This is a genomic window from Nonomuraea sp. NPDC046570 (genome assembly GCF_040645915.1).
Lineage (GTDB): Bacteria > Actinomycetota > Actinomycetes > Streptosporangiales > Streptosporangiaceae > Nonomuraea.
Window position 1 is genome coordinate 1 of the sequence record NZ_JBEYZF010000079.1, and the last position, 11,826, is coordinate 11,826.

Below are 11,826 nucleotides of genomic sequence, written 5' to 3' on the forward strand. Positions count from 1 at the left end.
GGCCCGGTGGGTACGGCGACGCTCGATCTCGGCGTGCATGCGGCGAACGACCTCGTCCGCCTCCACGGGTGGGCCCACCCGGACCGTCGCCAGCAACGCGGGACGATCCGGATCAGGCGACAACCGCGTCACAGGCTCGACGCCTGCGGCTCGCAGCGACAGTCGCAGGTTGAACAGCGCCGCACCGCAGCTGACCAGTAGTTGCCTGCCTTCTTCGTCCGCCGTGCGCAACTGCCGGTCGCGGTCGCAGCGGACGCTGACCTCCTCGCCCTCGATGGCGAAGGACCAAGGCTGGGTGTTGTGCAGCGACGGCGCCCAGGTCGCCGCGCGCACCGCTGCCCGGAGAATCATGGTGGTGGTGTTATCTGACGCGCACATCTCACGCCACCTCCTCCTATAGCACCAGGGCATCACCAGCGTCCACTCGCTACCAGGGCCGAAAGACCTCTTCTCAGCAAAGTCCATGCTTGCTTTCGAGGGCGGGGTCAGGTCACGGCTAGGCAGGTCGGCTCATCCTCTCTGGCTCCAGACCATCGTCTGCTGATGAAGCCGGTGGCCATGGTTTCTGAGGCCGGGCACCACCGGCATCTGGCCGTGACGGACAAAACCCATGCGTTCGAAGAAGCGCACCGCACGGGTGTTCTCCACCAGGGCCTGCAGATGGCATCCGGGAGAGTCGGTTTGCCTGAGCCGGTCGAGCCGGCGGTTCATCAGCTCGTCCGCGGCGCCGGTTCCACGTGCTGAAGGCGCCACGGCGATGTGCAGGTGCGCCGGCCATCGGGTGTCGGTGAAGTCTCCGGCGATGGGCTCTCGTCGAATCCCTGCCCTGGCCATGTCGAGCATGCTGCGGGCGAAGAAGGCCGCGGCCCGCAGCCGGAAGCTTGGCCAGTACTGGCCGCCGGTCTTCCACGAGCCGCGGATCCAGCAGATCTCCGAAGCGCTCACCGCAGGCGGCTACCACCCGTTCCACGCCCCGTGCGGCATCCTTCTCGACGAGGCCAACCGCGCCGTGAGCACGTGCATCCGGTGCGCCACGTGCGACGGCTACCCGTGTCTCGTGCACGCCAAGGCCGACGCCGACATCATCGCCGTACGACCGCTGCTCGGCCATCCCCAGGTGACCCTCCTGGTGAACGCGGAGGTCGAACGTCTCATCACGGACGAGTCAGGCCGGAACGTCAGATTCGTGCAGGTCAACCGCCAAGGCGTCCAGGAGTTCTACGAAGGCGACATCGTCGTGGTCTCGGCCGGCGCCGCCAACAGCGCCAGGATCCTGCTCCGGTCGGCCTCCGACGAGCACCCGGCGGGCCTCGCGAACGGCTCCGACCAGGTCGGCCGCAACTACATGTTCCACAACAGCAAGGCCATCGTGCCGCTGGGCAAGGAGCGCAACGACACGGTGTTCCAGAAGACGCTCGGCCTGAACGACTTCTACCTGCCGAGGGAGGGCCGCGAATGGCCGCTGGGCAACATCCAGATGCTCGGCAAGTCCAACGCGATGGCGATGAAGGGCGAGGAGCCCAAGCTCACCAAGCTCGCTCTGCGCTGGAGCCTGGACGAGGTCGCCCGGCACGCGGTCGACTTCTGGCTGACGACCGAGGACGTTCCAAGGCCGGACAACCGTGTCACCGTCGGCAGCGACGGCAGCATCCACCTCGCCTACCGGAAGACGAACGACGTGGAGGCGGACGGGCTCTACCGCGAGCTGCGCAAGGTGCTGAACCACATCGGGATGGCCTCCCACCACGTGCTCAGCAAGAACTTCTACATGAGCATGGACGTGCCCATGGCCGGAGTGGCGCACCAGGCGGGCACCTGCCGGTTCGGCACCGACCCGGCGGACTCGGTGCTCGACGCCAACTGCAAGGCGCACGAGGTCGACAATCTCTACGTCGTGGACACCAGCTTCTTCCCGAGCATCGGAGCGGTGAATCCGGCGCTCACCGCGATGGCCAACGCTCTGCGCGTCGCCGACCACCTGACACGCCGGATGGCATGAGGGCCCGGCCAGGACGCCAGCGCGATGCCCGACATGCTCGCCGCCACTGGATCGGCGTTGCAGCCGAAAAATCTTCCGTCTCCGCAGACCCGCCGTGACCAGGTCGACCAGCATGGAAAGGCCGCGTCGCCCTCCTCAGTGGCATCAGTTGCTGGGATCACCCCTTCGAGCCGGTGAAGGCGATGCCGGCGATGAGTTGACGTTGCATGACGACAAAGAGAACGATCACGGGCAGTGAGGCCACGACCGACCCGGCGAACAGGATGGGGAAGTTGGTCAGGAACTGGCCGCGCAGCGAGGCGAGGCCGGCCGACAGCGTCATCATCTCCGGATCGGTATTGACCACCAGCGGCCAGAGCAGGCTGCTCCACGACCACATGACGGTCAGCATGCCGAGCGCCAGCAGGCCGGGTCTGACCAACGGGAGCAGGATGTGCCAATAGATTTGCAGCGGGTTGGCCCCGTCGATCGAGGCCGCCTCGTCCAGCTCCCTGGGCAACGACAGGAAGAACTGCCGAAGCATGAAGGTGCCGAACGCGCCGAATACGCCCGGCGCTATCAGCGCCTGCAGAGAGTTCAGCCAACCGAGCCCCTGCATGATCTCGTACCGCGGAATCAGGAACAACTCCGCAGGCACCATCAGCACGGCCAGGAAGAGCAGGAACAAGGCGCCCCTGCCGGGAAAGCGCAGCCGCGCGAAGGCGAACGCGGCCAGCGAGCACAGCAGCAACTGTCCGGCGGTCACGGCGGCGGTGACCACGACCGTGTTGAGGAACTGCCTGGCCAGCGGCACCGACCGGAACACGTCGGCGAAGTTCGACCACTGCCAGGAGGGCGTGAACTTCGGCGGCATCCGCAGCGAGTCCGGCAGCGTCTGCAGCGAGACCACGAGCTGCCATGCGAACGGTGCGAGCATCACCAGCGCGCCGGCGGCCAGGAACACATGCGCCGGCCAGGTCCTGGGCTTACTCATAGTGCACCCACTTCTTCTGAAGCCTGAACTGGATCGCGGTCAGCACCAGGATCAGCCCGAGCAGGATGACGGCGATCGCCGCGGCGAGCCCGCGCTGGTTCTGCACGAAGCCCGTCTCGAAGAAGAGGTAGACGATCGTGCGGCTGCCCTCCAGGGCCGGGCTCTTCAGGTCGATCATGAGATAGACGAGGTCGAAGACCTGCAGCGCGTTGATCATCGTGATGACCACGACGAAGAACGTGGTGGGTGTGAGCAACGGCAGCGTGATGCGGAAGAACTGCCGTAACCGCCCGGCTCCGTCGATCTCGGCGGCCTCGTAGTAGTGACGCGGAATGCCTTGTAGCCCAGCCAGGAACAACACCGCGTTGTAGCCGATCGAGCTCCAGATCCCGACGACCGCGATGGCGTAGATCGCGAAGTCGGGGTCGCCGAGCCAGTACGGCCCGTCGATCCCCAGCGTGCCCAGGATGTGGTTGATCGCCCCGAAGTCGCCGTTGAACAGGTATCTCCAGGTCAGGCCCACCGCGGCGGGCATGGTGACCACGGGCAGGAAGTAGATGGTCCGGTAAAGGCTCAGCCCGCGCAGCCCCGGCACGTTCAGCAGCGCCGCGACGACGATGGACAGCGGCACGCCGGCCAGCACCAGCACCGAGTAGAGCAGGGTGTTGCCGAGCGCGCCGTACATCTCCTCGTCGGTGAACAGGTCGGCGAAGTTGGCCGTCCCCACCCAGGTGTAGCCGCCGAAGACGCCCGACTCGGTCATGCTGAGATACAGGGTCTGGGCGATGGGCCACAGGTAGAAGACGGCCAGACCCAGCGCCATCGGGGCGATGAGGAGGTACCCCCACGCCCACTCGCGCTTGGAGTGCATCGGTTACTCCTTGGCCAGGATCTCGTTCATCTGCGTCGCGATCTCCTTGGCGACCTCGGCCACCGGCCGCTTGCCTGCCCAGGCCTCGGCGAGCAGCTTGTTCTGCACGTCCTGCCACTGCGCGGTGTTCAGTGACACCGGGTACGGCACGCCGTACGGCATCGAAGCGTCGTAGGTCTCCTTCAGGTGGAAGGAGGGGAAGGCCTTGAACCAGCCCTCCTGCGTGCCGTCGCGGAGCGAGAGGGCGCCGCCGCCGCTGTCGCTGAGGATCCTCTGGGCCTGCTCGGAGGCGACGAACTCGGCGAAGGCCGCCGACTCCTTCGGATGCTCGCTCTTGGCCGAGACGGCGTTGGCCAGGCCGAGCAGGATGACGGCTTCCTTGCCAGGGCCCTTGGGCAGCGGGGCCACGTCGATCCGCTCGCGGACCTCGGGGTTGGCCCAGAAGGTGGGGGCGAACCAGACGCCGCCGTACAGCATGCCGTACTTGCCGGACTGGAAGAGTGTGATGGGGTCGGTGTCGGTGTAGACCTCCGCCACGGGGCCGACCTGGTCCTTGATCATGCCGGTCCAGTACTCCAGGCCCTGGATCGAGGCGGGGTCGTCGAAGCCGCTCTTCTTGCCGTCCTGCGACAGCACGTGGCCGCCCGCCTGGAGCATCGTGGGGTAGAAGGCGCCCTGGTCCCACATGTGGGCGAGGATGCCGAACTGCTTCTTGGACGGGTCGGTCAGCTTCTTGGCCGCGGCCTTGACGTCGTCCCAGGTCCAGTCGGCGGTGGGGTAGGCCACTCCGGCGGCGTCGAAAAGCTTCTTGTCGTACCAGAGCGCCGGGATACTCACGTTGTGCGGCAGGCCGTACAACTTGCCGTCGTAGCGGTATCCGTCGACGACCGCGGGGGGAAGGCCCTGGACCTTCGACTCCTCGATCGGGGTGATGATTCCACCCTTGGCGTACATGCGGACGTTGAGGCTGTTCATCCAGAACACGTCGGGTGCGGCACCGCCGGACGCGGCCGTCTGGAGCTTGGTCCAGTACTGGTCCCACGGGGTGATCTCGAGCTTCACCGTGACGTTGGGATTGGTCTGCTGGAAGGCCGCGATGATCTTCTCCGCGCTCGCCTGGTCGTTCTTGTCCCAGATGGCGTAGCTGATCGTGGCCTTTCCTGAGGCTTCCGGCTGGCTGGCGGAACTACAGCCGGCGGTCATGACGGTGAGGCTGGCGAGGCAGGCAAGGGGTAGGCGGAAACGCACGTTTGTCTCCAGGGGGTCGGGGGTGTTCAGGGCCGCAGGTTGGAGGTCCAGTCGGCGAGCTCGCGGTCGATCTCGGCCCTGGTCCGGGGATGGCCGGGAGCATCAGGGCGTTGCTGCCACGGGTGCGGACCGGTGGCCGGGCGATATTCCACGCCCAGGGCGTCGAGCCGCTTTTCGTGTACGGCGAGCCGTACGAGAAAGTCCTCGAAGTCGCGCTCGTCGCTCCACATCGCCTCGGCGAAGGCAGCCAGTCGTGGGAAGGCCATGTAGTCGAGGAGCCGGGGCGAGTCGATGTGCTCGGTCCACAGCGCCGCTTGCGCGCCGAGGATCCTGCTCCGCTCCTCCCCGGTGAAGCCAGGAGAAACCGGATCGAAGGCGTGGACAGCGCGCAGGGAGGTCACGCTGCCGATCGGCACCGGCTCCTGATCGCCCTCTGCCTGGCGGAAATCCAGGTACGTCTCGGCGAACGGGGAGACGACAACGTCGTGGCCGGCTCGCGCGGCCATCGCCGCGCACCTGTCGCCGCGCCAGGCGGCGACGGTGACGCCCAGTGGCAGGCCACCCTCCAGGAGTTCGTCCCAGCCGAGCGGCTTGCGCCCGCGCGCCAGCAGGTAGTCGGTGAAGTGCCGCATGAGCCAGCTCTGCAGCTCATCGGCGTCGCGCAGGCCGAGGTCACGGATGCGCTCCTTGGCGGGAACGCTCTCGTTCCACTGGGTCTTGGGGGTCTCGTCGCCGCCGACGCAGATGTACTCGCCGGGGAAGAGCTCGAGGACCTCGTCGAGGACATCGGTGAAGAAGGCGATCGTGTCGTCGGAGACGTTGAGCACGTTCTCGCCGACGCCCCACTCGGTGCGCACCTCCAGGGGGACGTCGAGGTTGCCGAGCTCGGGGTAGGCGGCGATGGCAGCCTGAGTGTGGCCGGGAAGGTCGATCTCCGGGACGACCGTGACGGAGCGGTCGGCGGCGTAGGAGACGATCTCCCTGATGTCGTCCTGGCTGTAGAAGCCGCCATGCGGGCGCCCGTCGGACAGGCGATGCCGCTTGGCGCCCAGCGGGGACTCGCGCCGCCAGGCGCCGATCTCGGTGAGCTTCGGGTACTTCCTGATCTCCAACCGCCAGCCCTGATCGTCCGTCAGGTGCAGATGGAGGACGTTGAGCTTGTGCGCGGCCAGCAGGTCGATGTACCTCAGCAGGTCGTTCTTGGGCAGGAAGTGCCGCGCGACGTCGATGAGGCAGCCGCGCCAGCCGTACTTGGGGGCGTCGACGATCTCGATCGCGGGGATGCTCCAGGTTCTGTCTCCGGTACGGCCGGCGCGGAAGGCGGCCGGGTCGAGCAGCTGGCGAAGAGTCTGCGCCCCGTAGAAGGCACCGGCCTGGGCCGAGGCCTCGATCAGCACGGACTCCGTCGTGGCGGTGAGCCGATATTCCTCGGGCCCGAGGCCCACGGCGTGGCGGATCTCGACCCCGCCGGGGCCTTCGAGCAGCGGTAGGCCCGTAGCCGGGGTGAGGGCCTGGCGGAGCCACGTCGCGGCGCCGGCCAGCAGCGGGTCGGCGGTCAACGGCGTCGCGGCGGTGAAGGTGAACCGCCGTTCTCCGAGTGTGCAGCGGGAAGGCGCCGGGATCGGGGTCACAGTGCCTGCACCGTCCGGGTCTCGCGGGCGCGTTCGGCGACCCAGACGACGAGGTGCCCGGACAGGGCTTCGGCCGGGTCGGCGCCGAGCGGGGCCTGGTCTCCGGCGGCCACGGCGTCGGTGAACGCCCTGATCAGGCCCGCATCGCCACCGCCATGGCCATCGGCCAGCGATGCGCCGGCGTTCGTCCCGGTGTCGAGCGTTTCCTCGGCACCGGTCACGAAGTCGACGATCCTGATGTGGCGCCCGTCTCCCTCGGCGAAGCCGTACGTGCCGAAGACGCGGGTCTTGCGGTGCTCCAGCGGCGTGAACGCCGTCATCGTGAAGGACGCGGTCGCGCCCCCCTCGAATTCCAACGTGACGACCTGCTGATCCACCACATCGTTGTCGCAGTCGTAGACGCAGCGGCCGTAGGGACCGGTCTCCAGCGCGTGCGTGACGCCTGCCACGGTCGCGTCGGAGGTGACGGGGCCGAGCGGCCAGAACTCCCGGTCCGGATCGCCGAGGCAGTCCAGGTAGAGGCGTGGGGCCGAGTAGGGGCAGGTCGGCTCGACCGGGCAGCTCACGCAACGCGTGCTTGCTCCCTTCGGCCGATTCTCCGGCCGGAAGTGGGTCAGCGAGCCGAAGGACGACACGGCGACCGGCTTCTCGCCGACGAGGTGGAGCAGCCAGTCGATGTCGTGACAGGACTTGGTCAGCAGCATCGGCCCTGATTCGGCCGCATTGCGCCAGGCGCCCCGCACGAAGGAATGGGCCATGTGCCACCAGCCCACCGGCTCCAGGTGCTGGACGCTGGAGATCGAGCCCAGCCTGCCGCTGCCCAGGAGCTCCTTGAACGCTTTGGTGTAGGCGGTGTAGCGGAGCACGTGGCAGATCGCGAAGACGACGCCGCTACGCTCGACCGCTTCGACGATACGGCGGGCCTCCGCTTCGGTGGGGGCCAGCGGTTTCTCCAGCAAGATGGCATAGCCCAGCTCGGCGAAGGCGACCGCCGGCTCGACGTGCAACCGGTCCTGGGTCGCGATGACCACGGCATCAGCCAGCTTCGGCACCGCGGCCAGGTCGGCCCATCCCGTGAAGCAGGCCTGCTCCGGCAGGTCGTGCTCGGTGGCCAGCGCGGCCCGCCTCGCCGGGTCGGGGTCGGCTACGGCCACGATTCGCGCCCGGCCGTCGGCAGCCGCCGCCCTGGCGTAGATCTGGCCGCGCGCTCCCGCCCCGACGACGGCTATGGTCACTGTCATTCGCACCCCTTTATTACAGGCTCCATAGATATTCACAGGTACGGCCTTGCCGTCAAGCCCTCCTGTGCCGGATGATCAAGTCAGACAAGGGCGACATAATTCAGAGACCGTTGATAGCGAGGAGCAAGCCCGTGCAGGCCAGTGGTGGGGACCTTCAGCGGCTGCGTCAGCAGAACATTCTGAACAGTCTTCGCGCCCTGCGTGAGGCGTGCGCACCGCTGACGCTCACCGAGCTGGTGGCGCAGACCGGGCTGTCGCGAGCCTCCGTGGGCGACGTCGTCGCCGAGCTCCAGCAACATGGCTGGATCGCCGAGGTCGAGCCCGCACCGGGCACCTTGGGCAGGCCCGCCAAGCGCTACCGTTTCCGCACCGAAGCCGGGCATGTGCTGGGCATCGACATGGGAGTTCACAAGGTCCTGGCCGTGGTCACCGACCTCGCCGGCCGGACCGTCGCCAGCGGCCGGGTCGCCGTCGACCGGCACACCGCCCGGCATGAGCGGCTGGAGGCAGCGTGCAGGGCCATCGACGCCGCGCTCGTCGCCTCCGGCCTGGCAGCCTCCGACCTGTGGGGCGCCACCGCGGGAAGCACCGGCGTCGTCAACCGGGAAGGGCTGATCACCCGGGTCAACGACCTCCCCGACTGGCCCGGAGTCGACCTCGCCGGCCATCTCGGGCAGCGGCTGCCCTGCCCGATCAGCATAGAGAACGACAGCAAGCTCGCCGCCCTCGCCGAGCAGCGGCTCGGCGTCGCGGCAGGCGTTCGAGACCTTGTCTATCTGCACGTCGGCCGCCGACCCGGCGCTGCGCTCATCCTCAACGGCCAGCTTCACCACGGGTTCAGCGGGGCCACCGGCGAGGTTGGCCTCATGGAGATCACCGGGTGGCGCACCATGGCCGGCCACCTGGAGAGCTGTCCCGCGGCCGCGGGCGCATCACCCCAGGAGGCTGCGCGGCTCGTCTTCGACGCAGCCCGCGCCGGAGACCCCGATGCCCAGGCTGCCGTCGATGTCTACGCTCGCCACCTCGCCCTCGGCACCGCCGCCATGGTGCTGACGCTGGATCCTGAGTTGGTCGTCCTGGGCGGTGGCTTCTCCCGCTCGGCCGACGTCCTGCTTCCCGCTCTCAACCGGGCCCTCGAACCCCACTGCGTGCGCCTTCCCGACATCCGCCCCTCGACGCTCGGTGAGGAATGCGTCGCCTTGGGCGGAGCCTGCCTGGCGCTGGACCATGTGGACGAGTGGCTCTTCTCGCTGGAAGGGACCATCGCCAGCCCCGCCGCCCCTCAGCGTCTCCCCTGACGCCTCTGCTCTCGAAGGGTCGGCCGAGCAGGATTCACCTTGCTCGACCGACCCTCGTTGTCAGGCTTTCTCGTAGGGGATGATCTCGGCCAGGGCGGAGGCGCCGCCGATGCCGTAGTCGGAGCGCAGCCTGATGTATCGGGCCGAGACGCCCTGGAGGCTGACGTCGTTGGGCGCGGTCATGCGGGCCCACTCGACGGCCGTGACGTCCCTGAACGTCATGCCGTCGTCGCTGACCTGCACCATCCCCTTGAGGATGGTGCCGTTCATGTTCGTGCGCAGCTTGGGCTGGAACCGTACGGCCGACAGTTCCCTGACTCGGCCGAGGTCGACGGTGATGGTGTGCGGCTGCGGCGCGACCACGGGGTAGTCGGAGTGGAAGTCGGTGGTGAGCTTGCCGTCGATGGCGTTGCGCGGGTCGCCGATGCCGGGTTTGAAGGTGCTGGCGGTGGCCTTGAGCTCGGCGGGCGGGATGCGGCGCCCGACGGGCTCCGTCGGCCAGATGTGGCGTCCCTTACCGGGCTCTTCGGTCACGGGTTCCCGGTCGGGCCCGGTGCCCTTGCCGCGGACCAGGACGTCAGTGATGACGGAGCCGTGGTCGGAGTAGAAGGGGTACTGCGGGTCGAGCGGAGTCTGCTGGTGGCGGGGCAGGCGCCGGATGTCGGCGCGGGAGCCCAGGATGCGGACGTCCTTGCCGCGGGCGAAGACGTAGTCGATGCGGCCGGGGATGGCGCCCATGCCGTGGAAGGGGCTCCACGTGCGGCCGGGGTACATGCCGGCGTCGGCGTTGGCGTAGCGGAAGGTGTCCATGAAGCCGGCGTCGGTATAGAGCTTGGTGTACGGCCAGGGCAGGACCACGCCGCCGTGGCCGGGGGCATTGGCGAACTGCTCGCTCCAGTCCAGGTGCGACTGCGCGTTGAGGTCGCCGCCCATGAGCACCGGCGCGTCGTCGTCGCCGATGAAGGACGGGATCGCCTTCTCGAGGATGGCCTTGCCCATGGCGACCCGGCGGAGGTTGTCGCCCTCCAGGATCTGTTCGTTGGTCTTGGTGCGCGGGAGGCCGTGGGTATTCTGCACCGCCGCGTCGTGGGTGTCGCCGTAGGCCCAGCCGTCGTGCCAGGTCCACAGGCTGAAGGCGTGGACGTGCTTGCCGTTGGGCAGGCCCAGCCGGGCGCCGCCGATGTTGAAGGAGTCGATGTCGGCGTCGGCATAGCGCGGGTACACCTTCTCGACCTTGAGCTTGGTGTACAGCCACAGGTTGTCGCCGTTGTGGCTGTAGTCCTCGGGCGTGGTGAGCTGTGTTCCCGTGAAACGGTCGCCCTCGGCCCGCCCGGCGTTGAGCCCGTCAAGGATCTTCTGACCGGACCCGTACCCCTCGACCACGAAGAGGATGTCGGGGTTGACCTCGTTCATGTAGTCGATCATCTGGGTGAGGTTCTCGCCGGTGGTCTCCTTGCGGTCGAACGTGCCGCCGACGAAGAGGTTCCACGCCATCAGCCGGAGCGGTGTGCCCACATGCTTCTCCGGCAATGAGGTCACGGAGACGTCGACCGTCACGTTCTTGTCGGGGAGCACGAACGGGCGGCTGCGTACCTGCCCTTCACGGCTGTAGAGGGTGTCTCGCGCCCATACTTGGTCGCCGCTCCTGACCGTGGTGACGAACTCTTCGACGCGGTGGGGTCGTGGTTTGCCGGTGGCGACCACAGTGCAGGTGCTGCCCGGGCCGTTGCCGTCGCAGTCCAGCCTGTAGCTCGGTTTGGCGCCGCGGTCGGCGGCGGCTGCGGTGGTGTTCGTGGCGGCGAGCAGTCCGGCCAGGGCCACGGCGACGGCAAGGGGAGGGGTCAAGAGGCGCATGGGCATTCCTTTGAGCGAGATTTCTGGGGGATCGAGAGGTTGGTCTCAAGGGCGGCGTGCGAGGAGTGCTGTCAGGTCAGGCGCCGCGGCGGTGCGGGGTGCGAGTCAGGACCAGGGCAGCAGTGCCGAGTGCGCGCTGGTGGACGGCAGTCCGCGCTTGCGGCTCGCTGGCCCGGGCGGCTTTGAAGGCGGTCCCCGTGGCCTCGTCTTCCGGGAGCGTTCAGGCCGCAGATGCCAAGCGCGTGCCCGGCGTACGCGCGGACACGGCACTTCCTGTTGTGTTTCGCGCAGGGTGGGAGATGGCGCCGAGTAGGCGCAGGTGACGCGACCTCTGCGGGTCGTCACAGCTGGTCGGCACGTGGTTGCTCATTATTACAAACTCCAGAGGAAGTTATTCCAAGTGCTGCCCTCTCCTACGGGATCATTCCGGCATCAGTGCCGTGCCGCAAGGTCTTCATGGTGAATATTTATAGAGCTTGCAATAAAGTCTCGGGGTAGATCTCAGGCCGCGCAGTAGCTTCGGCGAACCTTGCCACGGGCTTCTCCGGCGAGCTCAGCAAACCAAGATCACTGCGACGCATGCGTCGTCTCATCGCGGGCATGGCCCAGATCTTCCATGCTGACGGCTGGTCACAGGCGGGCGGTCCACTCGTGGCTCGTGAGGACGTCAGCACCCCTGGCCGGGAAGACGCGGTTGATCAGGAAGTCGTG

Annotated in this window: 9 protein-coding genes and 1 pseudogene; 2 read left to right on the forward strand and 8 right to left on the reverse strand. The window is 67.7% G+C overall.

The annotated features are described in order from the left end of the window. Window positions 1–351, reverse strand: a pseudogene (locus tag ABZ911_RS42190) (hypothetical protein); the annotation flags it as partial. A 159-nt stretch (window positions 352–510) separates the two neighbouring features. Next, complete coding sequence (locus ABZ911_RS42195; RefSeq protein WP_358070032.1) at window positions 511–843, reverse strand: GNAT family N-acetyltransferase; 333 nt, start codon at window positions 841–843, stop codon at window positions 511–513. Here ABZ911_RS42195 and ABZ911_RS42200 point away from each other — a divergent pair. Next, complete coding sequence (locus ABZ911_RS42200; protein WP_358070035.1) at window positions 842–1,999, forward strand: GMC family oxidoreductase; 1,158 nt, start codon at window positions 842–844, stop codon at window positions 1,997–1,999. The two genes, ABZ911_RS42195 and ABZ911_RS42200, sit on opposite strands and share 2 nt — an antisense overlap. 157 nt (window positions 2,000–2,156) lie before the next feature. On the opposite strand, the gene ABZ911_RS42205 is transcribed toward ABZ911_RS42200, so the two are convergent. The 5 genes from ABZ911_RS42205 to ABZ911_RS42225 form a co-directional block, all read right to left on the reverse strand. Continuing rightward, a complete protein-coding gene (locus tag ABZ911_RS42205) occupies window positions 2,157–2,972 on the reverse strand; it encodes a carbohydrate ABC transporter permease (protein ID WP_358070038.1) in 816 nt (271 codons plus the stop codon). Further along, a complete protein-coding gene (locus tag ABZ911_RS42210; RefSeq protein ID WP_358070041.1) occupies window positions 2,965–3,843 on the reverse strand; it encodes a sugar ABC transporter permease in 879 nt (292 codons plus the stop codon). Before ABZ911_RS42210 ends, ABZ911_RS42205 begins: the two co-directional genes overlap by 8 nt. Window positions 3,844–3,846: 3 nt before the next feature. Further along, window positions 3,847–5,046 carry a sugar ABC transporter substrate-binding protein gene (locus tag ABZ911_RS42215; RefSeq protein ID WP_358070044.1) on the reverse strand — a complete coding sequence of 400 codons (1,200 nt, stop codon included), beginning with the start codon at window positions 5,044–5,046 and terminating at the stop codon, window positions 3,847–3,849. Between the two features lie 71 nt (window positions 5,047–5,117). After that, window positions 5,118–6,722 carry a beta-N-acetylhexosaminidase gene (locus ABZ911_RS42220; RefSeq protein ID WP_358070047.1) on the reverse strand — a complete coding sequence of 535 codons (1,605 nt, stop codon included), beginning with the start codon at window positions 6,720–6,722 and terminating at the stop codon, window positions 5,118–5,120. Next, entirely contained in the window at window positions 6,719–7,963 is a 1,245-nt protein-coding gene (locus ABZ911_RS42225) for a Gfo/Idh/MocA family oxidoreductase (protein ID WP_358070050.1), read from the reverse strand. The genes ABZ911_RS42220 and ABZ911_RS42225 overlap by 4 nt, the downstream gene beginning before the upstream one ends. A gap of 131 nt (window positions 7,964–8,094) precedes the next feature. On the opposite strand from ABZ911_RS42225, the gene ABZ911_RS42230 reads away from it, so the two are divergent. Next, window positions 8,095–9,261 (forward strand): ROK family transcriptional regulator, encoded by a 1,167-nt coding sequence (locus ABZ911_RS42230; protein WP_358070052.1) that lies wholly within the window; start codon window positions 8,095–8,097, stop codon window positions 9,259–9,261. A gap of 60 nt (window positions 9,262–9,321) precedes the next feature. Here ABZ911_RS42230 and ABZ911_RS42235 read toward each other — a convergent pair whose 3' ends face one another. After that, window positions 9,322–11,115, reverse strand: coding sequence for a discoidin domain-containing protein (locus tag ABZ911_RS42235; protein WP_358070055.1), 1,794 nt, complete (start codon window positions 11,113–11,115; stop codon window positions 9,322–9,324). Between the last annotated feature and the right edge of the window lie 711 nt (window positions 11,116–11,826).

What these genes read in the sequence shown, in the direction of transcription:
- ABZ911_RS42200 (WP_358070035.1), top strand. Translation starts at nt 842, where the DNA reads ATGCTGCGGGCGAAGAAGGCCGCGGCCCGCAGCCGGAAGCTTGGCCAG.
- ABZ911_RS42195 (WP_358070032.1), bottom strand. Translation starts at nt 843, where the DNA reads ATGCTCGACATGGCCAGGGCAGGGATTCGACGAGAGCCCATCGCCGGA.
- ABZ911_RS42205 (WP_358070038.1), bottom strand. Translation starts at nt 2,972, where the DNA reads ATGAGTAAGCCCAGGACCTGGCCGGCGCATGTGTTCCTGGCCGCCGGC.
- ABZ911_RS42210 (WP_358070041.1), bottom strand. Translation starts at nt 3,843, where the DNA reads ATGCACTCCAAGCGCGAGTGGGCGTGGGGGTACCTCCTCATCGCCCCG.
- ABZ911_RS42215 (WP_358070044.1), bottom strand. Translation starts at nt 5,046, where the DNA reads ATGACCGCCGGCTGTAGTTCCGCCAGCCAGCCGGAAGCCTCAGGAAAG.
- ABZ911_RS42225 (WP_358070050.1), bottom strand. Translation starts at nt 7,963, where the DNA reads ATGACAGTGACCATAGCCGTCGTCGGGGCGGGAGCGCGCGGCCAGATC.
- ABZ911_RS42235 (WP_358070055.1), bottom strand. Translation starts at nt 11,115, where the DNA reads ATGCGCCTCTTGACCCCTCCCCTTGCCGTCGCCGTGGCCCTGGCCGGA.